This is a genomic window from Lichenibacterium minor (assembly GCF_004137685.1).
Taxonomy (GTDB): Bacteria; Pseudomonadota; Alphaproteobacteria; order Rhizobiales; family Beijerinckiaceae; genus Lichenihabitans; species Lichenihabitans minor.
This window is the reverse complement of the sequence record NZ_QYBB01000043.1, coordinates 8,898-32,876: the sequence shown is the minus strand read 5'-3', so window position 1 is coordinate 32,876 and position 23,979 is coordinate 8,898. Positions and strand designations below refer to the sequence as shown.

At 65.6% G+C, this 23,979-nt stretch carries 21 protein-coding genes; 12 read left to right on the top strand and 9 right to left on the bottom strand.

Going from position 1 to position 23,979, the window contains the following annotated elements:
• The first annotated feature begins 1,295 nt into the window (after positions 1 to 1,295).
• Both D3273_RS22765 and D3273_RS22760 read left to right on the top strand, forming a co-directional pair.
• Positions 1,296 to 1,571, top strand: a complete 276-nt coding sequence (locus tag D3273_RS22765) for a type II toxin-antitoxin system TacA family antitoxin (RefSeq protein WP_129229191.1) — start codon at positions 1,296 to 1,298, stop codon at positions 1,569 to 1,571.
• Position 1,572: 1 nt separating this feature from the next.
• Positions 1,573 to 2,094 (top strand): GNAT family N-acetyltransferase, encoded by a 522-nt coding sequence (locus D3273_RS22760; RefSeq protein WP_129229190.1) that lies wholly within the window; start codon positions 1,573 to 1,575, stop codon positions 2,092 to 2,094.
• Between the two features lie 558 nt (positions 2,095 to 2,652).
• On the opposite strand, the gene D3273_RS22755 is transcribed toward D3273_RS22760, so the two are convergent.
• The 3 genes from D3273_RS22755 to D3273_RS22745 form a co-directional block, all read right to left on the bottom strand.
• Positions 2,653 to 3,411 carry an SDR family NAD(P)-dependent oxidoreductase gene (locus D3273_RS22755; protein WP_129229189.1) on the bottom strand — a complete coding sequence of 253 codons (759 nt, stop codon included), beginning with the start codon at positions 3,409 to 3,411 and terminating at the stop codon, positions 2,653 to 2,655.
• A gap of 73 nt (positions 3,412 to 3,484) precedes the next feature.
• Positions 3,485 to 3,934: a cupin domain-containing protein gene (locus tag D3273_RS22750; protein ID WP_165359619.1), complete on the bottom strand. Its 450-nt coding sequence runs from the start codon at positions 3,932 to 3,934 to the stop codon at positions 3,485 to 3,487.
• 98 nt (positions 3,935 to 4,032) lie between these two features.
• Positions 4,033 to 5,127 carry a Gfo/Idh/MocA family protein gene (locus D3273_RS22745; RefSeq protein ID WP_129229187.1) on the bottom strand — a complete coding sequence of 365 codons (1,095 nt, stop codon included), beginning with the start codon at positions 5,125 to 5,127 and terminating at the stop codon, positions 4,033 to 4,035.
• Between the two features lie 149 nt (positions 5,128 to 5,276).
• Between D3273_RS22745 and D3273_RS22740 the strand changes: the two genes are divergently transcribed.
• The 3 genes from D3273_RS22740 to D3273_RS22730 all read left to right on the top strand — a co-directional run bounded on the left by D3273_RS22740 (position 5,277) and on the right by D3273_RS22730 (position 7,340).
• Positions 5,277 to 6,182: a LysR substrate-binding domain-containing protein gene (locus tag D3273_RS22740; RefSeq protein WP_129229186.1), complete on the top strand. Its 906-nt coding sequence runs from the start codon at positions 5,277 to 5,279 to the stop codon at positions 6,180 to 6,182.
• A gap of 289 nt (positions 6,183 to 6,471) precedes the next feature.
• Positions 6,472 to 6,885: an ester cyclase gene (locus tag D3273_RS22735; RefSeq protein ID WP_129229185.1), complete on the top strand. Its 414-nt coding sequence runs from the start codon at positions 6,472 to 6,474 to the stop codon at positions 6,883 to 6,885.
• Positions 6,886 to 6,908: 23 nt separating this feature from the next.
• A complete protein-coding gene (locus D3273_RS22730; RefSeq protein ID WP_129229184.1) occupies positions 6,909 to 7,340 on the top strand; it encodes a MarR family winged helix-turn-helix transcriptional regulator in 432 nt (143 codons plus the stop codon).
• A gap of 169 nt (positions 7,341 to 7,509) precedes the next feature.
• Here D3273_RS22730 and D3273_RS22725 read toward each other — a convergent pair whose 3' ends face one another.
• Together D3273_RS22725 and D3273_RS22720 are read right to left on the bottom strand one after the other, a co-directional pair.
• A complete protein-coding gene (locus D3273_RS22725; RefSeq protein WP_129229183.1) occupies positions 7,510 to 7,881 on the bottom strand; it encodes a cupin domain-containing protein in 372 nt (123 codons plus the stop codon).
• 11 nt (positions 7,882 to 7,892) lie between these two features.
• Positions 7,893 to 8,489: a LysE family translocator gene (locus D3273_RS22720; RefSeq protein ID WP_129229193.1), complete on the bottom strand. Its 597-nt coding sequence runs from the start codon at positions 8,487 to 8,489 to the stop codon at positions 7,893 to 7,895.
• Between the two features lie 97 nt (positions 8,490 to 8,586).
• Between D3273_RS22720 and D3273_RS22715 the strand changes: the two genes are divergently transcribed.
• Entirely contained in the window at positions 8,587 to 9,447 is an 861-nt protein-coding gene (locus D3273_RS22715; protein ID WP_129229182.1) for a LysR family transcriptional regulator, read from the top strand.
• A 157-nt stretch (positions 9,448 to 9,604) separates the two neighbouring features.
• Here the strand turns inward: D3273_RS22715 and D3273_RS22710 are convergent, their stop codons facing one another.
• The gene (locus D3273_RS22710; protein WP_129229181.1) at positions 9,605 to 9,895 is read right to left on the bottom strand and encodes a DUF1330 domain-containing protein; all 291 of its coding nucleotides are present in this window, start codon (positions 9,893 to 9,895) and stop codon (positions 9,605 to 9,607) included.
• A gap of 438 nt (positions 9,896 to 10,333) precedes the next feature.
• Entirely contained in the window at positions 10,334 to 11,185 is an 852-nt protein-coding gene (gene murI, locus D3273_RS22705; protein WP_129229180.1) for a glutamate racemase, read from the bottom strand.
• A gap of 98 nt (positions 11,186 to 11,283) precedes the next feature.
• Between murI and D3273_RS22700 the strand changes: the two genes are divergently transcribed.
• The 3 genes from D3273_RS22700 to D3273_RS22690 all read left to right on the top strand — a co-directional run bounded on the left by D3273_RS22700 (position 11,284) and on the right by D3273_RS22690 (position 12,999).
• Positions 11,284 to 11,622, top strand: a complete 339-nt coding sequence (locus D3273_RS22700) for an ArsR/SmtB family transcription factor (protein WP_129229179.1) — start codon at positions 11,284 to 11,286, stop codon at positions 11,620 to 11,622.
• Between the two features lie 261 nt (positions 11,623 to 11,883).
• Complete coding sequence (locus tag D3273_RS22695) at positions 11,884 to 12,213, top strand: hypothetical protein (protein ID WP_129229178.1); 330 nt, start codon at positions 11,884 to 11,886, stop codon at positions 12,211 to 12,213.
• 90 nt (positions 12,214 to 12,303) lie between these two features.
• Positions 12,304 to 12,999 carry an MBL fold metallo-hydrolase gene (locus tag D3273_RS22690; protein ID WP_165359618.1) on the top strand — a complete coding sequence of 232 codons (696 nt, stop codon included), beginning with the start codon at positions 12,304 to 12,306 and terminating at the stop codon, positions 12,997 to 12,999.
• A 1,283-nt stretch (positions 13,000 to 14,282) separates the two neighbouring features.
• Here the strand turns inward: D3273_RS22690 and D3273_RS22685 are convergent.
• Positions 14,283 to 14,891 carry a hypothetical protein gene (locus tag D3273_RS22685; RefSeq protein ID WP_129229176.1) on the bottom strand — a complete coding sequence of 203 codons (609 nt, stop codon included), beginning with the start codon at positions 14,889 to 14,891 and terminating at the stop codon, positions 14,283 to 14,285.
• Between the two features lie 497 nt (positions 14,892 to 15,388).
• Between D3273_RS22685 and D3273_RS22680 the strand changes: the two genes are divergently transcribed.
• Genes D3273_RS22680 through D3273_RS22670 form a run of 3 tightly spaced genes read left to right on the top strand, consistent with a single transcriptional unit; the run spans position 15,389 to position 23,735 of the window.
• The gene (locus tag D3273_RS22680; protein ID WP_129229175.1) at positions 15,389 to 15,997 is read left to right on the top strand and encodes a hypothetical protein; all 609 of its coding nucleotides are present in this window, start codon (positions 15,389 to 15,391) and stop codon (positions 15,995 to 15,997) included.
• Positions 15,997 to 20,256: a cell wall hydrolase gene (locus D3273_RS22675; RefSeq protein WP_129229174.1), complete on the top strand. Its 4,260-nt coding sequence runs from the start codon at positions 15,997 to 15,999 to the stop codon at positions 20,254 to 20,256. The genes D3273_RS22680 and D3273_RS22675 overlap by 1 nt, the downstream gene beginning before the upstream one ends.
• Positions 20,256 to 23,735, top strand: a complete 3,480-nt coding sequence (locus D3273_RS22670; RefSeq protein ID WP_129229173.1) for a hypothetical protein — start codon at positions 20,256 to 20,258, stop codon at positions 23,733 to 23,735. Before D3273_RS22675 ends, D3273_RS22670 begins: the two co-directional genes overlap by 1 nt.
• Here the strand turns inward: D3273_RS22670 and D3273_RS22665 are convergent.
• The gene (locus D3273_RS22665) at positions 23,729 to 23,947 is read right to left on the bottom strand and encodes a hypothetical protein (protein ID WP_129229172.1); all 219 of its coding nucleotides are present in this window, start codon (positions 23,945 to 23,947) and stop codon (positions 23,729 to 23,731) included. The two genes, D3273_RS22670 and D3273_RS22665, sit on opposite strands and share 7 nt — an antisense overlap.
• Positions 23,948 to 23,979 lie beyond the last annotated feature (32 nt).

Sequence of the window (23,979 nt, the reverse complement as noted above, 5' to 3'; positions counted from 1 at the left end):
AAGGACCAGAACGCGATGAATTTGGAAACGTGACCGTCGGAGCAGTTCTCTCGCAGCGCCGAAGCGCCGTGCCCGGCAAAAGCCGGACCGCAAGGACCCCGCCGTCCACGTTTCTCTTTCTTCCGATGAAATTGTCAAACAGCATGGGTAGCTTAAAGCTGCCCTAATTAACTCTGCGATCAAATTGCGCCACAGACACCCTGAGGTATCCGTCACACAAGCGTCATGCTCGAAGCTAGAGGCAACAGCGTCGCTTACAAAGTGGGCAGCGGCGCCATCGATGTGTGCTATGTATGGGTACGAACGACGGCCGTCAAGCACCGAGTGTGAACCGGTGCGAAAGCAGTGGTGACCACGGGTCTCATAACCCAAGGCTGTAGAACTTTCGCAATCCCTCATCGGTGATCGCGTGCACACGGGCAGGGGGGACAGCGCCTCTCAAGGGGTAGCTCATGAGCAACCGAAGGGACGCCAGCTGGGCAAGGTGCGCCCTCACCTCTCCGGGTGCCAAGCTACAGGCTTGGCCGATGTTGGACGCGGTATCGTGGGTGCGGTTTTCAAGGTGAGCGAGGATACGCATGTCAGGCGACAGTTTGGTCAAAGTGGCATCCTTCGCATCCGTTCGAACTTCGCTCCTCACCCCATCCTCCAGGTCGATTCACACGTCAGGGCTGCTGCCCCTACATCAAGGATCAGCATCCGTCTCTCGTCGCCATTTTGCTACCGCTGCCACTTCAAGCCCTTATCGAAAGGGCTGATAGCCGGCGGTCGTGACGACGCCGTCGATGTCCAGGTACAGCGTGAGCGGCTCATATTGCTCTCTATCGTCCAACCGACCGCTCCCGCCTTGCCCCATGATTCCACCCCCAGGCCATGAGGGCTAGCCTGGGACAAGCCACGCGTCGAGCAGGGGGCACGATCTGCCGGGTTCTCCGCCACCGCTTCCCGCTGTGCCATCAGCAGCTCCTGCAGCCGCCTTCGATCGCCCTGCTGCTGTCGCGCCAAGAACGAACGACCAAAGCCCGATCAACTTGTACATGTGCATGCCTACTTGTGGGCACTATGGCATGTGGGCATGCCATCTCTTGAACTCTTAGGTCTGACCGTAGCAAACAAGATCAATCACCTCACGGCTTATGCCCACATGTGGGCATAACTTCAGAGGCGTTCGCATAATGGCAAGTATGGAACCGGCATAGCCGGAAGAGGACAGGTCGGACGAACCTCGGAAGGGTAGGGCAAGGCTCTGCACGGAAAGCTTGCCAATCCGCGCCCTGTATGCTATTGTCATACGCATGGCACAGCTCTCGACCACCTCCGTCCTCAGCGTCCGGGTCAATCCCGACGAGAGGGCCATGCTTGAGGCGGCGGCCGAGCAGGCCCACACTAACCTCTCCGACTTCATCCGCCGCAAGGCGCTCGAAGCGGCGGAAGCCGACGTCGTGAACCGGACGGTCGTCATCATTCCGGCGAAGGACTGGGAAGCATTCGAGGGCTGGCTGGGTCGTCCTGCCGAGTCTAATCCGGCGCTGGCAGCTCTGATGCAGCGGACCCCAACCTGGGAGCGGTGACGTGGTGGCGGCAACTCCGCCGCGGCCTCTTCGCGAGGACGACAACCGCAGCGACTTTGATTGCGGACGGGAGTCCCTGAACGGCTGGTTTCACCGGCACGCCTGGGCCAACCATGTCGGCGGTGCATCGCGGGTGAACGTCATCACCGATCCGGTCACCGGCCGCATCGCCGGCTATGTCAGCCTGAGCGCCGCCCAGATCGAGCGTGCCTTCCTGCCAAAGCCGCAGCAGCGCAACCGCCCCGACCCGGTCCCGGTGACATTGCTCGGTCAGCTGGCAATCGACCTGGCCTACCAGGGCCAGGGCCATGCCGCCTCGCTTCTGATCTTCGCTCTCAGGACAGCTCTACAGGCCTCGGAGAGCATCGGCAGCGCGGGCGTCCTCACTCACCCGCTCGACGACGGCGTGCGCCGCTTCTACGCCCGCGGGGGTTTTGCCGAGCTGCCCCATGATCCGAGGCGCGCCATGTTCGTCCGCATGGTCGACCTGCGGGCCAGCTTGATGACTAGGGCGGTGAACTGATGCGCTGACGCGCCTTCCGCGGCGGCTTTCGCGGAAGCCCCATTATGGAACGCGAGCGGCCCCGGCGAGCCCCGCCGGGGCCGTCAGGAACACGTTGAGATCGTGCACCGTCGTGGGATGCCGTTCCGGCTGTGCCAGCACATGCTGGTAAGAGTCCATGACGTGGGATGTGACCTTTCATCCATCACCCGTTGTGGGAAACAATGCCTGGGATATGATGGTCTCTTCGAACCCGGAGGCGCCATGGCACGGCCACTCGAGAGACGAACGAGGGAGGGATAGGATAAGAGCCGACGGGCACATGCTTGCTGACGCGGTCGGTCTGTCGAGTCTAGAACGCGTCGACCTGGCGCCCGGCGCGATGATGACGGCGTCGCCGGGGTCGAGCACGAGCGATGGTTGGCCTTCGGGCCGCACGCGGCCCGTCCTCGACACGACAAGGTGGTAGTCGACACGCCGGGCTTGAAGGCCGCTAAAACCCGACTGTAGTATTAGGCCGCCGCCAGTGGATCGGCGGACGGTCGACCGCGCCGCGTCGGGCCGCAACGGCAACGGCGGTCAGAAGGCGTAGCGGAGCGCGCCCCCGTCGACCGGTATCGTCGTCCCAGTGATGTAACGGGCGGCGTCCGACGCCAGGAACGCGATCAGCGCCGCGGCCTCCTCCGCCTCCCCGAAGCGGCCCATGGGGATGTTGCGCCAGATGAAGTCTTGGCGCGACGCCTCGTCGGGGTGGATGCGATCAAGGATCTGAGCCGTGTTGATGCGTCCCGGGGCGACGCAGTTCACCGTCACGCCGCGTGCCGCATAGTGGCCGGCAGCGGCCTTGGACCAGCTCTCCAGGGCCGCCTTGGCCGGTGTGGCCGCGTTGAGGGTCTTGGCTACGACGGCGCCGGTCAAGTTGATGACGCGCCCCCAGCCCCGCTCCGCCATTGTCGGCAGCAGGAGTTCGCTCGACCGCCGGACCGCGCGGAAGTTGAGCTGGAAAGACTCCTGCCAGGCATCCTGGTCATCGGGTCGAGCCATGGGACGGGACCCGCCAGCGTTATTCACCAGGATGTCGACCCGCCCGCACAGCGCCAGGGCGTCCGCGACCAGTCGTTCGGGGGCGCCGTCATGCGTGAAGTCCGTCGCCAGGAGGACGGGCTCGACGCCCCCGGCTTCGGCGATGGCGTCGGGCAACGACCCAAGCGCGCTGAGGCTCCGGGCGGTAGCCACCACCCGCGCGCCCTCGGCCGCGATCAGAACGGCCGTCGCCCGTCCAATGCCGGTGCTCGCCCCCGTCACCAAGCAAATCCTGTCGCGAAGCTTGAGATCCATGATGTCCTTACTCCGGGAGAACCCGAAGCCCCGTGGCCTCGGGTCGGATGCCGCATGGGCGATGCGGAGCGTCTCAGGCCCTGGTGGCATCGGAACCGTCCCGATCCGCCTCCGTCGGCACGGGATCCGCGTCGGCCGACGTCTCGGCCGCGTTTTGCCGCTGAACGTAGAAGTGCGTCATGTCCTCGGGCGGGCAGGTGACGGTGAGGTAGACGAAGGGCACCGCGCCCGTGTTCTCGATGCCGTGGACGTGTCCCTTCGGCGTCCGCACGAGGTCGCCTGCCTTGATCTCGCGGCGTTCGTGCTCGCCCAGGAGCAGGGCGGCGACCCCGCTCTCCACGATCCAGATCTGTTCGGCGCCTGGGTGCTCGTGGCGCGACGACACGGCGCCTGGAGCCATCGCGACGTGGGTGACGGTGACGGCGGCGTCGGGCGCGTTCTCCCGCCAAAGCAACTGCACCGACCGTTTCCCAGGGTTCTGGAGCACGACGGCCTCTTTCCTGGAATGGATCTCCACACTCATTGACGTTTCCCGATGCTGAATGGGCGGACGCGGCCCTCGGGCCTGCATGCCTCCGCGCCGTCCGCCTTTTGCCTTCCGGTGATCCCCGCCCCCTCGCCTCAGCCAGTGGGCCAGTCCGGCGACGTGTTGCGGGTTCCGGTTTCGGAGGAGGCGAGGAGATCGGTGACGAGCCGCGTCAGCCTCACCGCGTGGTCGAAGTCGGTCACGCCCGACGAACCGCCGCGGATCGCGTCGCGCAGGCCCGCGTAGACGCCGCCGACGTTGGCCGCCGCGTCGGGCAAGGGGGCGAGTTCGCCCTCGTCGATGGCCTGCCGCGCACCGTTCAGCGCGAGGCCCAAGCGGCCGGACTGGAGCCCGCGCATCGCGCCCCCGTCGAGGTCGATGACGCCCCGGTCGCCCACGAGCCGCAGGCTGAACGGGGTATCTTCGGGTGGCCGGCCGCCGGCGACCTCGACCGACAGTGCGCTTCCGGCCGCGAGTCGCCCCTGGAGCAGGAGGTGGTCGTAGGTGACGCGCGGTCGTCTTTCGCCCTCGGCTCCGGCCGCAATCTGGGGATACTGCCGCGTCGTCAGGGCATTCAGATCCTTCAACGGGCCGGCGACCGCGACCGCGAGATCGATCGTGTGGGCGCCCTGGATCGTGACGAGGTTGGCGAAGTTCGCCGGCTCCTCGAGGTAGAGGAACTGCTCCGGCACGTCGGGGCCGAACCCTGCCGTCGACGAATAGGTCGAGACGCTGAGCAGCCGCCCGATCGTCCCGGAGGCGATCAGCTCACGAGCCTTCTTCGCGGCCGGATTGGCGCGGAGTTGCAGGCCGACGGCGGTCAGCACGCCGGCGCGGCGGGCCGCCGCCGCCATCTCTTCCGCCTCTGCCACATCCTTCCCGAGCGGCCACTCGCAGTAGACGTGCTTGCCCGCCGCGATGGCGGCCAGCACGATGTCGCGGTGGTCGGGCACGCGGGTGCAGACCGCGACGAGGTCGACGTCGGCGGAGCGGGCGAGGTCGAGCCCGCTCGCGAAGGCGGACGGCACGCCGAAGGCCCGGGCGGCGGCGTCCGCCGTCGCCTGGCTGTTGGTCGCGACTGCGATGAAATCCAGGCCTTCAAGGTCCGTGACCGCCGGGACATGGGATTCGCGGGCCCACCCGCCCTGGGCGCTAGCGCCGATAATCCCGACCCGTATCGTCTTCGCCATGCCGTACTCCTCGCCCGCTCGTGCCCCCCCGGGCGGCCGGTGCCGTCGTGCTCGCGGGGAACGTCGGTGCGTCACCGCTATGTAAATCAGTCCAGGGCGGCGATAACGGTGCTTCGTGGTTCAGGACTTGAAATGATGGGTTGGTAATCATGGATCGGCTCACCAGCATGGCGGTGTTCGTCAAGGCCGTCGACCTCGGCTCCTTCACGGCCGCCGCCGCCGCGCTGGGCTGCTCGTCCCAGATGGTCGGCAAGCACGTCGGCTATCTGGAGGTGCGGCTCGGGGCGCAGTTGCTGAGGCGCACGACGCGGCGCCAGAGCCTGACGGAGGTCGGCTCAGCCTTCTACGAGCGTTGCCGCGTCATCCTGGCCGAGACGGAGGCGGCCGAGGCGCTGATGCAGGACCTGACCGCAACGCCGCGCGGTCGCCTGCGCGTGAGCGCGCCGGTCAACTTCGGCGCCTGCACGGTGGCGCCGCTGGTCGGCGATTTCCTGCGCACCTTCCCGGGCGTGGAACTTGAGCTCTCCCTCACCGATCGGTTCGTCGACGTCGTGGACGAGGGCTTCGATGCGGTGTTCCGGCTCGGGCCGCTCGGGGATAGTTCGCTGAACGCGCGCGAACTCGGGCGCCACGGGCAGGTCGCCTGCGCATCGCCAGCCTACCTCGCGACGCACGGCGCGCCGTCCAACCCGGACGAACTCGCGTCCCACGCGTGCCTGGGCTACGTGAACTGGTCGGGCTTGCCCTACTCCGAATGGCGGTTCAGCAGGCTCGGCGCCGTCCATTCGGTGAAGATCCGCAGCCGATTCCAGGTCAACGACGGGCGCGTCCTGCGCGCCGCTGCCCGACGGGGAGAAGGCATCATCCTCCAGCCCGAGGCGGTGGTGGCCGACGACCTCCGCGCGGGCCGCCTCGTGCAGGTTCTCGCGGATTACGAGGGGCCGTCGCGCCCCATCTACCTCCTGTTCCCGACGCGCCGCCTTAAGCCGCCCAAGCTGCGCGCCTTCGTCGATCACGTCGTGAACGCCTTCGGGTCGCAGGCGGGGGCTGCCTGACGCATCCGCCCAGCGAAGAAGACTGCGGCGGAACCGCTGATCGCGAACCGCGGACCCGCGCCGACCGGTATCTCAGAAACCCGGAACCGACCATCTGAGAGCAGGGCGAGGTGTCTCACGCGGCTGCCTCGCCAGGATACACATAAATCAGACCGGCGAGCGGGCTGGCCCTGTTGCCCTGTGCTGCACCACGTCGGACCACATGGAGGAGGGTAGCCGCTTCCCATGTCATCGTCAGGCCTTTTCGGACATACAGCAATGCTGTACGTATCTGGGTCTGGAGGATCAGATGTCACTCAACCATGAAAAGGCCGTGGTGCGAAGATTCAACGAGCAGGTGATCGTGGGCGGGGACCGGATGGCTTTCGAGGCGCTGATCGCGCCCGGCTTCGTGAACCGTTCCGCGCCTCCCAGCTTTCCCGATGGGCCGGAGGGTATGTGGAACACCTTTGAAAACGTTCTGCGTCCGGCACTGACCGAACTCTCCGTGACGATCCACGATCAGGTCGGCGAGGGGGACAAAGTGACGACGCGCAAAACCATCTCAGGCCGGCATACGGGCTCTCTGCTCGGCGTCGAAGCAACGAACCGACTGGTAGCCATCGAGGTGATCGACATCGTGCGGGTCGAAGATGGCCGCTATGCGGAACACTGGGGCATCAATAATCTTCCATCGGTCATCGCCGGTCTGAAGCAGGGTTAATCAATCTGCAAAAGTTCAAGGCAATGAAGGAAAACGAAATAGATAGCCTAGCGGATGATCTGCGGCGAAGCGTTGGTGACTTTGTTCGAGCGATCCGTCAAGGCAGTGGCACAACAAGATCAGCGCAGTCGGAAACTCTGGACGTGCTCGACCGTCTTGGTGCGATGAATGTCGCGACACTGGCAGAGATGCGCGCTGTCACCCATCAAACGATGCGACTGGTCGTGGCGCAGTTGGAGTCGTCCGGCTTCGTGACACAGGAAGCGGACCCTTCTGATCGCCGCAGCAGACGGGTCTCGTTATCTGCCGCCGGGCGTGATGCGCTCGCACGGGAACGGACTGGGCGTACATCACGCATCGCAGATGAGATACGGAGCAAGCTCTCACCCACCGAGTGCGATCTGCTCCACAACGCAACCATGATCATTGCTCGCTTGGCCGCGCCAAAGCCCTGATGCGATCGCTCGACCGATATATCAGAACGGCAAACTTCGGGAAGCGCCACATTCACTTCGAGTAAGACCGTAGCGGACCGTTCCGGCCCATGCTGTCTGGGATTACCTCCCGGTCTGTTTTGGCTTTACCGATAGAAACCGGTGTTGGCAGGCTGCTTTAGATCATTGCTCAGCGTCCGAGCTGCTCGGCGATCGACCGCGTGCGCGATATTTTGACATCACCCGTGTGCTGGGTCGTCACAGTCTCGATCAGGGCGATGCTGCATTCCTCGTCGGCGATAGGGTTATGCATCGTACCGCGAGGCACCACGCAGAACTGCCCTTCCTGCAGCACAATTTCCCGACCGCCTCCGAACTGGATACGCAGCCGACCACGCAGCACAAGGAAGAGTTCGTCCTCGTCATCGTGCTTATGCCAGACGAGTTCGCCGAGCACTTTCGCCACCTTGACATATTGGTCGTTGACGCGGCCAACGACGCGCGGCGACCAGTGCTCCGTGATGGTGTCGAGCGCTGCAAGGAGATCGACGGGAGAGATCACGAGCGGCTCCTTCAAAGCCAGAGTGGTATGAGGGTCAACGCCAGGAGGATACCCAGCACGACATTGAGGGCCTGCCACTGCCGGTCTGTCCGTAACAGGCGACCGAAGAGTAGCCCTACCCCGCACCACAGCGACAGAGACAGCGTCGCCGATAAGCCGAACGCGAGACCGAGCAGAGCGCCCAGGCGCGCTGGCCCGTCCGCCAGTGCCGCGAAGGAGGCCGCAGCGCCCGTCGTCATGGCCCAAGCCTTCGGGTTGTGCCAGAGCATCCACACACCCGCAGCGAAACTCGATGGCCGAGCGCGTGCTCCCGCAAGGTTCGGAGCTCCGCGCCCTGCGATCTGCCATCCGAGCCAGAGCAGGTAGATCGAGCCGGCCCCCTTCATCGCAAGCTGCAAGGACGGCACGGCCAGCAGCATGCCGGCGAGCCCCACAGCGGCAGCGACCGCCATCGATGCCAAGCCCGCCGCGATGCCGCCAATGAGCGGTAGGGAGCGTCGATAACCGAAGCTGGCACCGGATGCCGTTGCCAGGGCCGTCGCGCCTCCCGGGCTCACAGTCGCGACCAGGACGAAGAGGACAAGGGGTAGCAATGAGGAGGGCGCCATGATGCGTTCCGTGATGGACACGTCCCGCGTAACTCGCTTCGCGCCCTCACGACATCCAATGTTGGTGATGCCTGACATTACGAGGCATAATAGTGAGATGCCTCGCAACCTCGACATGGCCCTTCTGCGCGCCTTTACCGCCGTCGCCGACCACCGCAGCATGACAGTGGCTGCGCAGGCACTCCATCTCACCCAAGGCGCGGTGAGTCAGCAGATCGCGCGGCTTGAGGCTCTCGCGGGTGGCCCGTTGCTAGCCCGAGAGCGGCCGGGGCTGCGGCTGACGCCGGCCGGCGAGCGCCTGCTCGGGAATGCCCGGCGCCTGGTGGCGCTAAACGATGAGGTTTGGACGGACCTCGAAGGGGGCGCCCTCGCCGGGCCGGTGCGGCTTGGCGTGCCTCATGATCTCCTTGGGTGTTGGTTTACCCCTATGCTCAAGCGTTATGCCGAGGCCTGTCCCAACGTCGAGCTGTCGCTACGCACGGGCGCATCGGTCGATCTGACGCGTGATCTCGCAGCAGGGCGCCTCGATCTTGCCTTGGTGGAGGCGCCGCTCGGGGGAGAAGTGGGCGAGCTCCTGGCCGTCGACAGGCTAGTGTGGGTGGGGGCACAGGGCGGGGTGGCCCACCACCGTACGCCACTGCCGGTTTCGATCGTGGCCGACGTCTGCGTTTTCAAACCGGCAGTTCTGACAGCACTTGAGGGACGCGAGGGAGGCTGGCGCACGGTATTCGAGGACGGCGGCTTGGAAGCGACCTTCGCCACCGTGCGGGCCGACCTCGCAGTTTCAGCTTGGCTCGCCACCACGGTCCCATCCGACCTCGACGTGCTACCGCCCGCGTCAGGCCTGCCGGATCTGCCCACCTTCGCCATCACGCTGCACGGCGCTGGACATCCTGCGACGCCAGCTGTGGACGAGTTCGTGCGTTACATCCGCGACCATTTCAACCAGCTGGCATGAAGCTTGAAAAAGTGCAACTGGCGAAGGGAATGGTTCGCTTCGAGGCGCACCTCGACCGGACCACCACGAGAGACACCGTCCCTATCAGTCCTTTCAGGATGCAGCCTTATCAAGCCGAGACGCGGCTCTGCCCGGCACGGGCCAGAGCGGTGCGGCATCAGATCCCTTCAACGATCCGCATGTCGCGAACAGCGCCACCGTCGAGTACGCGTACCGCTTCCTGGTAGGCGGGAGAGTCGTAGACGGCGAGCGCGGTAGGAAGATCGTCGAACTCGACGATGACGGTCTGTAGAGGCACGCCGGCTTCCATGGCGCGAGCGGCCATGCCACGGGTGATATAGCGGCCGCCTGCGGCGACGATGGCCGGCCCTGCTAACTCCCGGTAAGCGGCGAGCTTGTTTGAGTCGGAAACCGAGTGGTAGGCGGAGATTAGGTAAGCCTTGGGCATCGTCCCATCCTCAGAGCGACTCATTCGACGTCACGCAGCGACGTTCAGCACTCTCGGAAATCGGCAGCGACTTGTGCACTTGAAGTTTAGCATAGCTGTCTTGCTCGCCGATCAGGGACGCCCAGCCTTTTCGCACCAGCGCGCAGCGCATGCCAATGGCAGCCGGACAAAGTTATGTCTGATCTGACTTAAGCCCATAACGGACTGCTTGGGCTCATGCTGGCTGGGGCTGCCGCTCCGGTCTAAATTGATTGTACCCCAAACGGACTGGCAAGGAAGGGGTGCCTCGCGTTGGTTGGCTATGGGTACACCTCAAGCGAACTACTCGCTTCGACCGCTGTCGACCCAACCCGCAAGCACGAACGCCATCGGCGCTCTCCCGCCCAGAAGCGACCTTCCGCTAGCTGTCCGGTAACTTCGGTTCGAGGTGGGAAGCAGTCATGGCGTTGACGGGGACGGGGACTGGATCACTAAATTTTGAGCTTCCGTCGCTTCTAATGCTGAATCAGAGTTGAGGAGTGCGGCGACGGCAGCACGCGCGAACCCTAGATTGCCCGTGAACAGGTAGGTTGTCGAGCCACCTTGCCCGGTTGATACGGAGAGACCCTCGCATCTCAAGATGTTGGCGACCTCCACCGCAACAGTTTCAGCACTGTCTACGAAGCCAAAGGCGTCACCGAACTCGGCCCGGATCGCGGGCTTCAGCCAGGTGAAGTGGGTTGAGGCCAGTACGAGTTGATCGGCACCGGCCATGACGAGCGGCCCCAAAGTTTCACGTAGAATGGCTCGAAGGGCGGGCGTGTCGGTTTCCCCGCGCTCCAGCATGGGGACCAGATCGTTGTGCCAGGTCGGGAGAACACGGACCCCTTTGGGTATGGCGAAGCGGGCAACAAGATCATCCAGCAGCTTGCCATTTGCGGTCGCCCGCGTGCAGAGGACGCCCACGACGTTTGACAGCGTAGCATCGACGGCGAGGTCCACTGCGGGATTGGTGCCGATGATGGGCAGGGTAAGTCGCGACCGGAGGTCGGTGAGGGCGACCGTGGTGATTGTGGAGGACCCAAGCACCAACAGCTTGATCTGCCGTTGCAGCAGCAGGGCGGCGGCATGCTGGATGAGGCGTAAAATCTCCACCTCGCTGCGCGCCCCGTAGGGTGCATTCTGCGAATCTCCGAAGTAGACGAAGCTTTCCCGCGGCAGGCCTTGTTGGAGCGCCCGGAGGATACTGAGCCCGCCAACCCCACTATCCAGAATGCCGATCGGGTACGAATTTTGGGGTACCGGATCCATGATGCGCTCCTGAGGCACGATGGTTGAAGGACGGGGACGCCCTCAAGGCATCATATAGGAATTTCCTGATATAGAGTTTTTCCTATATGAAAGCCAGGATGGCGTTACCTCTCGAGTTCCTGCGCGCCCTGTCGAACGAAAAACGGCTTCTCGTGCTGGGATGGCTGCTGAACCCGACCGTGAATTTTCCGTCTCAGGTGGATGGTGATCTCGTCGTGGACGGGGTTTGCCTCGGGGCCATCGTCCGCAAGCTGGCCGTGAGCCAGCCCACTGGCAGCGCACACATGAAGGTCCTGACAGAGGCCGGTCTGGTTGAGACTACGCAGATCAAGAACTGGGTCTTCTTCCGACCCAATCGAGAAGCAATCTACGCCGCTCTCGAAGACCTACGAGGCAGGCTCAGCGTCAGCGGTCCGGACGACCGCCAAGGTTCGTGAGCGATCCTGGTGGCTCTGTCCGCTTCGATATAGCTACCGTCCGGGAGCAGACGGACAGGAGCCCACCTCGCGCGACCGTCCAGCTGGTTGATTTTGGGTGTACCCATAACGAACCGGCCGCGGCGATCCCCTCCGGGCATACACTAAACGAAATAATGCAGGCATTTCCGTCATTGCCGGACACGATTGGCAAGCTAGGAGTTGACGCTGGCCGTGGTAAAAGAGTGTTTGTCAGATGAATGATCCGAGGGATCATGCCGCATGATGAAGCTGATACGGTTGCAAGAGTTCAACATCGCAGCTTCCGCCGTTGTCGCGGCAGCACTCACAGGGCTTGCATACGACTATCTCGGGTTCCTTGGTGTAGCCTTGGTAGGGCTCGCCATCCTGCTCACGTCGGCTCAGGCCGACTTACAGAAAGAAACCTTCCGAGGATTGATAGCCATGGAAGGAATGAGCCCGAGCGAGCGGCGAGCCCGAAGCTCCAATGGCCACGGCATGTCAAAGGCATGGAGGTTGGCGAGGGGCTTGGGGATCGTCCTGACCATCATCGGCGGGGTAGGTTTCTTTCTGCTCCAGCTCCCTCATTGAGGTTGCTCATCATTATGGGTGTACCCCAAGCGCACTCCTTTCCGGCCCTTCGCCTTCACGCTAGGGTTGGGCGCGGAGATGGATGCGATCATGACGCTCACGAAGATCACCGACGGCGCTTACCTCGTGCCGCTGGGCAATGCGAACGCGGTGTTGCTCGATGCTGGATCGGACCTCGTCCTCATCGATGCGGGCTTCCCTGACAAGGTGGACCGCGTGATCGATGCGGTCGGCAAGCTCGGACGCAAGCCGCACGATCTCAAGCACCTCGTTTTCACTCACGGCCATCCCGACCACATCGGCAGCGCGGCAGCAATCGTGCGCGCGACGGGTGCGCGAACCTACATGCATGCCGCTGACGTGCCCTTGGCCGAGAGTGGAGGGCCATTTCGGCCAATGACGCCGGGTCGCGGGCTACTTCCCAGCATCGCGTTTCGCATCGTCTGGAAGCCGAATGAGCCCATGGAGCCCTTCCATATTGACCAGCATATCGCTGATGGAGAGACGCTGCCTCTCGCAGGTGGCCTACGGGTAGTTCATCTCCCTGGACATTGTGCAGGTCAGGTCGGTTTTGTGTGGCAGGGGAAGCGGCTTCTCATCGCGGGCGACGTGTTCATGAACATCTTCGGACTGAGCGATCCTGTAGGTTTTGAGGATGAGGCAGAGGGACGACGCAGCCAACGTAAGCTTGCTGATCTTGCTCCTGAGACGGTCTGTTTCGGGCATGGCAAGGCCATCATTGAGGGTGCGACTACCCGGCTTGAACGCGCTGTAGCCCAACGCTGAAGTCAGAAAAGCCTATGCAATTGAATAGGCCATCATCCCAAGCAGTCCAGCCGCGTGGTGCAGTTTCGGTACATCTATACCAAACCGAGAAGCGCCTCAGCCAGCATGAGCCAAAACGGTCCGATATGGGATTACCTCAAGTGGAGTAACCGCAGTCAAATTCAAAGATCCGGTCTGGCGTGTGCCGTGCAGGAGGAATGCCACTAATCTCATTAGTGAAGCGTTCTCCCCTGACAATGAGGAGACACTTATGAGATATCTTCTGCAATCGCTGAGCTTGGCGCTGGTACTGGCGTTGACGACCCCTGGCACGGCTATGGCATATTTTATTGAATGCGGTCCGAATACAAGAAGCTTGTTTCACATTTCGCAGTATGGGTCGTTCTACGTTCAGCCAAACGGACAATTATCATATCAATATTTTAACGATATGCAAGATAAGAAGACCGTGGATCCTCGGTGTGTCCGATTCCTCGGAAGGGAGATCCCAATATATAAGCAACCGGTTGGCTTCTGAGCATAGTTATAGAGACCGCAGAGCTAATGATTATTGCAAATGTTAAACCTGTAGGGCATGCGCTATAGTGCCTCTTCGTTACAAAATAGATGTCCCTTCAAGCGGTCCGAGGCGAGAGGTATCGTTCTAACCGGTTTTATTTGGGTACACCCCAAGCGAACCACCCGAACGGTCATCGGATGGAAGGCAGCCGTTGTTCCAACCAGTCAGCTAAGATGCTTTGTCATGTCGAGTAGGGTCTCACCCTCACGACTCGGATGAGGTCTCTTCCCGACCACGACGTAGCAGATGCGTTGCCGGAGATGAACCGGGAACGGGCAGTGGCACAGGGGAAGGCTTAATGGCGATATCCAGCCTGCAACGACAGTAAGCCGGGAAATATTCTACTTTAAAGCTGTACCAATTTTCGGGACATAACGCCTTTCGGCGTCATTTGCTGAATGCGCTTTGCTTTGGCCAGCGTGGGCTACATCATTCTCCGAAATTCTACATCCAATCCCTGGTGTATCACCTCTTGACGCCCTGAGTTGATACGGCGCAAGGCCACAAGTACGCGCGCCCTGCGCCATCGCGGGTGCGATGGGTGGAACCGCACCTATCAACATCACTAAAATGAACGGCTTCATCAGGTGCACTTCCTACGAGGTTAAAAGGGACAAACGGGTTTAATTTGGTGAAGTTCTTGAAATCCTTGCAGCGTGGGAGCGCCTGCGACAATCTAGCATCCGTCGTATATATTTCAAGCGGACTCACTACCCCTTCCGCCCTATGTCTGACTTGAATGGTAGGCGGTGTACCCTGATGGATCGGTGTAACTGCTCGTGCTGTAGGTGTGGCTGGAGCCCGGCACTGTCAGACCGTTTTCTTCAGTGAGCGTTGTTTCAGAATATGCAGTGCTTGAACTGCCATCGAAAAACGAATCTGAGTCATAACTAATAGTGTTGAAGTATTTATAATCACCGCTTGTGTAAGTTGTAACGTCGATAGATTGATAGCTGAGAGAGGTCTGGTGATAATCGTATCCGAAGTACCCCCCTGCGCTTGGAGTTGCGTGAGAAATGTATGTTTCGATATCAGATTCAGTCCTATATGCTGATCTATAGTTGTATGATGATTGAGTGAAATTGCCATCCGGGCTCAGAGTTGCCGCATAAGTCGACTTTCCACCGTAGTAGTTTTCGTATGCTGAATTGACGAATTTCGTTGAGCCGGAATATTCTACATAATACCCACTAGAGCCTGGCCCAGAAAGATTGATGTATGGTGCGTTATAGGCGCCGGGACTGATCGCATAATACCCTCTACCGTAGCCGTACGAGTTGTATCCGTACCCATATGAGCTATAGCCGTAATCTGTGTACCCGTATCCAGCCATGCCTCTTCCCCACCCGAGATGCACCCTTGCAGGGAATAGGCGCCGCTCCGAAACTAGGGTCAACAAGGGTGCGACAATCTGTCAGGCCGCTTTGAAAGTTCAAACTGAGAGAGAACCGTCACTCGCGATCCTGTCAACCAGTTCGCTTGAGGTAGCCCATAGCGAACCGCTCCAGCGGTCCATTATGGGCCTCATGACCCCACCAGCCAAAACAGACTTTCTCAAACAGACCACCTAAAGAGAACCGGCGAGGGGGCCTCTCTGACCGCGCCGCAGTCGGGCGCGGGTGCTTGGTCACGGCTTCTTGATTTCGCCATCCACACAGATTCTTCGCGTCCTAAAAGCAGCCGCGTAACGAAACGGCACTAAATGGGACAGAGTGGGACAAAGTAACAAAACACAGATGGCGCAAAACTGGCGCCGTTGCTTCCAATCTGACACGCCATCATCTATAATCCTGACAGTCAAGCCCATCGGGGCGCCGCACGGAGACTGTCATGGGCTGGATCCCATACCCGACCGCCCTGAGCGGCAATGCCGGCACGCCGCAGGCGGCGGCTCAGCAGCAGGCGATGGGCAGGCCACAGGCGCAGATGTCCCACCCGCAGCTCATGGGGCAGCTCCTCCGAGGCGGTGGGCAGGGCATGGCGGCGCAGCCGCAGGCCCAACCCACACAGCAGATGGCCCAGGCCCCCGCGGGCCAGGGTGCCGACCCGTTCGCCGCCGCCCGCGCCGCAGTCGCGCAGCATACCGGGCAGGCGATGCCCCAGGCGACGCCGCAGCCGGCGCCTCCGAGCGGGCAGGCCGGCGCCCAGGGCTCCCAATTCGGGGCGCTGGATCCCTCGACGCTTTCGTCCAGCGCGCAGAGCGGCCTCGACAACCTCAAGCAGATGATCGGCCGAAAATCCGATCGTAGGCTCAAGAGCGAAGTGAGCCGCATCGACACGCTGCCGAACGGGCTTCCTGTCTACCGCTACCGGCTGGAGGGCGGCCCTTTCGAGGTCGGATGCATGGCCGACGAGGTCGCCGTAGTGCGGCCCGACGCGACATGGATCGACCCTGACGACGGCTTCGCCCGCGTCGACTATTCCAAGGTGGTGCTGTGATGGCCGACGGTTCCTCCTACGATCTCGGCCTCCCGGCTAACGCCCCCGAGTCGGTCAAGGCGCGCCTGATGGCCGCCCGTCTTCTGGCGCAGTCCGCGGCACAGCAGACGGCGCCCTATACCAGCAAGGGCGTGGTCGGCCTCAAGGCGATCGAAGGGCTGATGGGCGGGCTGCAGGAACGCAGCGCCATCAACGAAGCGCAGCAGGGCCAGGCGGCGCAGCGCGCCATGATGGCGAACTACCTGCTCAACGGAACCTCAACGCCGGCCATGACGGCGGCTGGCGCGGGCGCCTCGGGCGGTGCGGCCCTGGCCACGCCCGGCATGATCCCCGGCTCCGCCCCGACCGGCCCGGCCAATGCCCTGCCGTCCGGCGGTGACTCGACGCGCGACCTCGCCATCCGCACCATCTACGGAGAGGCTGGCGGGGAGTCCGACACCGGCAAGGCGGGCGTGGCCTCCGTCCTGAAAAACCGGCTGGCCTCGGGCCAGTTCGGGCCGGACATGCAGAGCGTCATCCTCGCCCCCAAGCAGTTCAGCCTTTGGAATGCCGGGGACCCGGCCGGCGACAACGCCCGGAAGCTGAGCGCGAACAGCCCGACTTATCAGCGCATCGGATCCATCTACGACGGCGTGATGTCGGGGCAGACCCCGGACCCTACGGGAGGGGCCACCCACTATTACAACCCGAGGGCCGCGTCGCCGGCCTGGGGTCCGAAGCTGGCCGCTCAGAACGATGTGACCATCGGAAACCACCGCTTCGTCGGAGCAGGCCCCTCGGGTCCGAATGGGGCGTCCTCGGTCGCGGCTGCGGCTCCCACCGCTTCGTCCGCGCCGATCGGCGACGCCACCGTGCTCGCCGCCAGGAACCGCCTCGCGTCCGGTACGGGCACCGATGCGGACCGCGCGACCGTCAGCACCTACCTGCAGCAGCAGAACACCCCGGCCCCGAGCCGCACGGCCTCCGCCGACGTTCCCGCCCCGAACGCCCAGCCTGTTGCCTCATCGAGCCTGCCGCCCGGCGTGACGCCCGACATGCTCGGTCCCGGCGCGTCCGCTCCGTCGCCTTTCGGCGCCATGCCGCAGTCGATGGCACAGGCTCCCGCCACCCCTGACGCCGCCACGCTCGCCGCGGCCCTTCGCGGTTCGGCCAGCGGTTCGGGGCCGGGCGCTACGCCGCTGCCAGCCACAGTGCAGCCGTCCAGCCCGTTCGGCGCCATGCCGACGAGCATGAACCAGGCGCCGGCCGCGGTGCCGGGTCCGACCATGGCGAACGCGCCGCCACCCTCTCCGCAGCCCTCGCCCTTCGGCGCTGGCCCGCAGCCGATGCAGGGCAACGGCGGTGCCGACCCCGCCATGCTGGCAGCCCTGCTCCAGCGCGGCGCACCGAACCCCGCCATGGGCTCTCCCGCGCCCGACCCGTCCATCATGCAGGCCGGCGGCCCGACCGCGCCCCAGGCGCCGCCGCTGTCGTCGAACGCGCTGGCGATGGGCGACCTCGCGCCCGGCGGCCCCGGTCCCGCCGCGCTCGATCCTTCGGGCGCTGCGATGGCGCCGCTTCCCGCCACGGGCCTGTCGACGGGCTCGCTGCCTGGCTTCGACAACGTGACGCCGAATGGCGGCGTCCAGCAGTCGATGATCGGCGACAGCGGCTTCACGGGCACCGATGGCGCACAGCCTGGGACGTCGTACAACACGCCCGGCGGTCCGCAGGACGGGTCCATCGTCACGGCGCTGCAGGGCAACCTACCGTCGCCGGCTCAGATGGCGATGGGCGCATCCGATCTGGCGCCGCCGCCCCAGCCCGGACAGCCCTCGCCCGCCGTGATGGCGGCTGCGCTCCGCCAGCCTGCCGGCCCCTCGGCTCCGCCGGCCCCGACGCCTGCCCCGACGTCAGCCCCCGCCCCGATGGTGCCCCCCGCGCCGGCCGGCATCGACCAGAGCGCCGGGCCTGCGCCGATCGCGGCGCTGGGCGCTTCGCCGGACCCGTCCGATGTCGCCGGAAATGCCACGCGAGCGATGCAGGCCGCGGGCATGGACGTCACGGGCCTGCCTGGAGCGTCGGCGGATGCTTCAAGGGCCGTCCTCGCCGCGCGGAATGGTGCGCCCCCGCCGGCGAACTTGGGGCCGGTAGACCCATCGCAGCTCGGTCCGTCCGCGCAAGCATCGCTGTTGAAGGATGCCCAGAGCGGCGCGCCCCTGCCGACGATGGCCGGCGCGAACGTGCCGCCGCCGGACCTGTCGGGCCTCGCCGGCTCGACCACGCCGCCTCCGGGCTTGGGTTTGCCCATCATGGCGCGGGCCTCCTCCAACCCGCCCGCGGCCCTTCAGCAGGACTTCGCCGGTCTCGGGCGGTCGAGCCCGCAAGGGGTCGCTCCTCAGGCGTCCATGCAAGCTTCGGCGCTGCCGCAGAGCGGTCCCACGCCGCCGTCGCGCCCGTCGAACACGGCGCTTGGCCTCAACCCCGACGCGCCGGCCCCTGGGGCGGCCACCGCTGGTCCCGCGCCCGTCTCGCCGCAGATGCTTGCCTCGCTCCTGGCACAGCAGCCCATGGGGTTGCCGGGCCAGGGCGGGGGCGACCCGTCGAGCCCGCAGAACTTCATGCGCCAGGAGGCGCAGCGCGCACAGGGCGGTCCTTCCCCCGTAGTCCTCGGCGCCGCGCTTCGCGGTCAGATCGCGGCTGCGGCGCCGGCCTCCTCGGCCCCGACCTCGGGGCAGGACGACGGGAACCCCTTGGCGGCCATCGGCCGGCTGTTCGGGCAGGGTGGTGGCCAGGGGCAGAGCGGCGGCAATCCCCTCGCGTCGCTGCCGATCGTCGGGCAGTTCTTCGGTGGCGGCCAGCAGCAGGGCGCCGGCCCCGGCGGACAGGCGGCGTCCCCGCCGGCCTATGGCGGCCAGCCTGCGGGATCGAGCTTCACGCCCGGCGGTCAAGGATCGCAGTCGGCACAGGGTGGTGCTGCCCAGGGCTCACAGGCGACGGTGCCCGGCCTCGGCATGTCGCAGCAGCAGGCCATCGCGCTCCTGTCGAACCCCTACACGACGCCGCAGCAGGCCGAACTCATCATGTCCCGCCTCGCGCCGCAGCCCATGAAGCTGTCGCAGGGCGAAGGCCTGGTGGGCCGTCGACCGGATGGGACCTACGGCAACCTCTATACGCAGGCTCCGTCAGCGGATTGGACCTACGATCACGAGGCTGGAACCATCACCAACAAGGCGACCGGAGATCAGCGCCAGGTGAGCGCCGCCCCGCGCGTGATGAGCCCTGGTCAGCAGCTCGTCGGGCCGAACGGTGTCCAGGCCGCCGTTCCGCAGACCCCGGACTACAAGCCCGTCCCCGGCACCGGAACGGCCATGAACAGCCGCGACGGCTCGTCCATCGCCCTGCCGGGCGGTGCGGGGGCGTCGGTCCATTCGCTCAGGGTGAACGGGGTCGACGTGCCGGTGATGGTGACGCCGGACCCGAACGGCGGGGCGCCCAAGGTGCAGATGCTCACGCCTGGGGCGAGCGGTGCTCCGGGCTTGTCCGCCGCCGCCCCCGGCACCCCCGCGGCTGCCGCAGGGCCTCTCGATGCCGTGGCGCCGCTCGTAAAGCAGGCGGGGCAGATGAAGGCCGACGAGGCCGCACAGGTGAAGGACGCGGACACTCAGGTCGGCGAACAGGCGAAGATCGCGCAGGCGGGACGAGACGCGCGGCAGAAGCTGGCGCAGCTCGATCAGCTCGAACAGCTCTCGGGCAAGTTCGGCAACAACATCGGGACGAAGCTCAACGCCAAGTTCAACGAATATGGGTGGCCGACGCAGAGCGGATCGGATCAGGAGGCGTTCAAGGGCATGGTCGGCGCGCTGGCTGTCGGCGAGCGGCCGGCGGGTTCGGGCGCGCTCCGCGTGGCCGAGATGGACGCCTTCAAGTCCAACCTTGGCGACCTGTCGACGAACCAGGCGGGGCGCATCGCGGCCATCAACCGCTATCGCACCGTCCTGCAGCGCGACGCGCAGATGGGGGATCTCGCGTCCGACCCGACTATCTCGCCCCCGGACCGTGCTGTGCGCCTGCGGACGCTGTCGCAGACGCCCTATGCGCAGGTGGGCGGCGTGGATGGCGCAAGCGCAGCTTCCCCTCAGGGCGGCCCAGCCACGGCCTCGGCGACCGCTCCGCAACAGCAGGCGCCCGCCCCGGTCCAGGGCGCCCGTCAGGCCCCGAACGGCAATTGGTACGTCGCCGACCCGAACCGTCCCGGCAAATACATGATGGTGCAGTGATGCCGACCTTTACCCCCGTTGACGACGACCCATTCGCTGCCCCGGCGCCCCAGGCCGCCGCGGGTGTCCCTGCCCCGGCTGCAGCGCAGCCGCTGCGCTTCGTGCCGGTCGACGACGACCCGTTCGCGGCCCCGGCCGGCGGCGGATCGGCTTCGGCTCCAGGCCAACCCTCGGCCCTGACGATCCCCGTCCCTGTCGGGGTGGCCAGCGCTGCGGGTTCGGTCGACCCGGACGCGAACCCGAACGGCGACGGCCTGTCTCAGGACCAAATCGACGCGGCCGTGAGGGCGCGGTTTGCCAAGGCAGGGGCACAGGGTCGGCAGAACCTCGTCGACCTGCCGGAGAACACGGCCCATGCGGTCGCTGCGGCCGGCGGCGCGGTGCCGGTGCTCGGCGCCGGGGTGAACTACGCCGCTGCGGCGCTGGCCAGCCCCTTCACCTCGGGGAGCTACGGCGACAACCTCGCCGCGGCGAACGCCATGGACGCGCAGTTCGACGCGCAGCACCCCTATGCGTCCGGTGCCGCCAAGGCGGTCGGTGGCACGGTGGGCACCATCGGATTGCTGCCCGAGGCGGGGCTCGGGGCTGGCGCGGGGTCGTTGCTGGCCCGCATGGGAACGGCAGCGGCGGCACAAGGCGGTCTCGGCGCGGCGGATGCTGCCGTGAGGGGGCAGAACGTCGCTGGTGGGGCTGTTGCTGGCGCGGCAACGGGTGCTCTCGGCCCTGCCGCTGGTGCCGCCCTCGGGGCGGGCTACAGGACGCTTTCCGGCCTCATGGCGCCGCTGCCGGCCGAACTCGCGGGGACGGGCGCGTTGGACCGGAAGTGGCTCGCCAACGCGCTGCGCGGGCAATCCCCGTCCGACCTCCAGTCTGCGGCCGACGCCCTCGGCCCGGCCGGCATGCTCGGCGAACGTTCCCCTGGTCTCCTCGATCTGACGCAGTCGGTGGCGACGAACAACGGGGCGGGCAAAGCCATCGTGCGCGACGCCTTCGACGCCCGCAACGCCGGGACCGGGCAGCGGGTGATGGGCGCGGTCGACGACGCTCTCGGGCCGGCGCAGAACCCCACGCCCGTCCGCCAGGGCATCGAGGACGCCCGCTCGGCTGTGACGGCGCCCTACTTCGCGCAGGCCGCGCAGAACGGCATGCCCTACACGCCGGAGCTGGCCGACCTGACGCAGCGTCCGGCCGTGGCAAGCGCCATGCGGGACGCTGCGACCGACGCGGCGAACCGCGGGACACCGCTCGGCAACATCACCCTCGACGCCGCCGGAAACCCGGCCGGCTCCGACGCCGCCCTGCAGGCCTACAACGCCGGCACCCGCCCAGCCGTGACGGACGCTCTGGCGCGCCTGATGGGCACGGACGCGAACGCCGCCGGGCCACTGGCCGCGACGGACGCCCTGACGGCACAGCGCAGCGCCGCATCGGACCCGCTCTACACGGCCTATCGGTCCATGAACGTGCCGATGACGCCGGAGCTGGCCGACGTACTGAACCGGCCGAGCGTTCAGTCTGCCATCCCGGCGGCGGAGAGGAAGGCACAGGACCAGGGGCGGACCATCTTCGCGCAGCGCGGCGCCGGCTTCGACCGCGACCCGCTGGGTTCGGGCGTCACGCCGGAGATGCCGACCGACCTGCCCGACATCCCGCCCCAGGCCGCGGAACAGGCGCCATCGCGTCCGGCGCCGGTCGGCGTGCCGCGGCCGGTTGACCTGCACGGCTTCGTTCGCAGCATGGGCGGCATCCAGGATCGCGGCGGCGATCTCGCCGCGATGGGGCTCGACAACCTCGTGGCCCGGCCGGGACAGGGGCTCGGCGCCGATGCCATGCGGCAGGCTGCAGCCCAGATGGGCTATCTGAACCACACGGTGGATGGCACGACGGACGGCGCGGCGCGCTTCTCGACGGTCAACCACCTCCTCGACGCGCTCGGGTCCGACAACCCCATTCACAGCGTCCACGATCATGACGCCGTTGCGGCCTGGGCTGCCCGCGATGCGGCCATGCAGGACTATCAGCAGGGCGGGGGTGCCGCTCGTGGCGAGGTCGGGCGCGACGCCGGCATGCGCCCCACGCCGCCCGGCTTGCCGTTCGGCGGCCCCGACGCACCGACAGGTCCCGCCGCCCGCGCGCCGCAGCTCACGCCGGAGGGCCTGGACTACCTGAAGCGGACGCTGGGCGACAAGATCGACACGGCGCAGCGGGCCGGCAACCGGGACGACGCCCGCATCTACACGGGACTACAGCAGCAGCTCCTGGGCGCGATCGAACGCCACCCGGACTCGTCCATCGCGGAGGCTTACGGTGCAGCCCGACAGGCCTACGCGGGCCCTTCGCGCGAGATCGACGCCCTCAACAGCGGGCGCGCGGCCTTCGCCGACAACGTCACGCCCGAACAGGTCCAGCGTGAATATGCGGCCCTGTCGACGGACGGCGAGCGCCAGCGGTATCGGGACGGGATGTTCGCGGCCGGGTCGGAGAAGCTGACCAAGGGCAACGACACCTCGAACTTCGTCCGCACGGTCTCGGGCAATCAGGCGCTGCGGGACAAGTTCGCGGCCGTGGTTCCGCATCAGGAAGCCATCGACGTCTTCAACGGACATATCGCGAGGGCGCAGCAGCAGTTCACCGAGGCGACCCGCCCAACGCCGGAAGCGATGCACCACGCGCTCGGCGTGCTCGACGCCCGTGTGGCCCGCGGTGAGGCCGACATCGCGCCAGCTCGGGACGCGCTGGCGGCGCACATGGCGGCGGACCCGTACTATGCGCGCGGCCGGGCGCTTGATCAGGAGTATGGCGCTCTCGGGCAAGCCATGACGGACGGGCGCACAGCGCTTCGGACGGGACCGAACGCCATCCACCCTGACGACTTCGCGGACCGCTTCGGGGGTCGCACCGGAGCCGGCCAGGCAGCGGAACGCGTGACCATGCGGGATGCCGTCAGCAGCGCCCTGCGGCAGAACCCGAACGACCTCGGCACCCTGTCGCGCACGCTCCAGGGCGATGACGGGTACAACGCCGCGAAGATCGGGACTGCCTTCGGGCAGGATGCCGCCGATGCTCTAAGGGGCGCGGTGGACCGTGAAGGGCTCTACCGGGCCAACAAGCAGGCGGTGATGGGCGGCTCACCCACGGGCGAGCGGCAGGCGGTGCGAGGGCTCACCGAGCCCGACATGCAGAACGGCATCGGAGGCTGGTGGAATAACCTCTACATCGACAAGCCGTCGACCTACCTGCCGTCGTTTTTGTCGCCTGACGCTTTGGGCGAACGCTTCCTGGGCAGCCGCTACGAGGCGGCCCGGGAGCGCGTCGCGCCCCAGCTCGTGAAGACGGGCCCGGAGGCCGACGCTCTGGTGCGGGCAGTCATGACGTCGCGTGCGAAGCAGCCGGCCCTACCTCCGGCGCAGGTCGACGCCCTGACACGCGCCCTGGCCCGCACGCTGGCGGCCGGGCGGCAACAGGCGGTTTCTCAGTGAGGGCGCGCGTCATGGCGGTCGATGAGCCAGGCCAGCGCGAAGATCACGACAATTGCCGGGACACCCACCTCAAGGATGAGGGCGGTGTCGTTGGTGTTCTTCAAGACGTTCAACCCATACCGGGTGAGCCCCATCAGGATCACGAACAGCACGCCGCAGGTGATCCGGTAGACCCAGGGGCGCATCATCACACGGTAGATGGTGGCGCGCACAGCGGGTCCTCGTCGGTGAACGCCGGCACCCT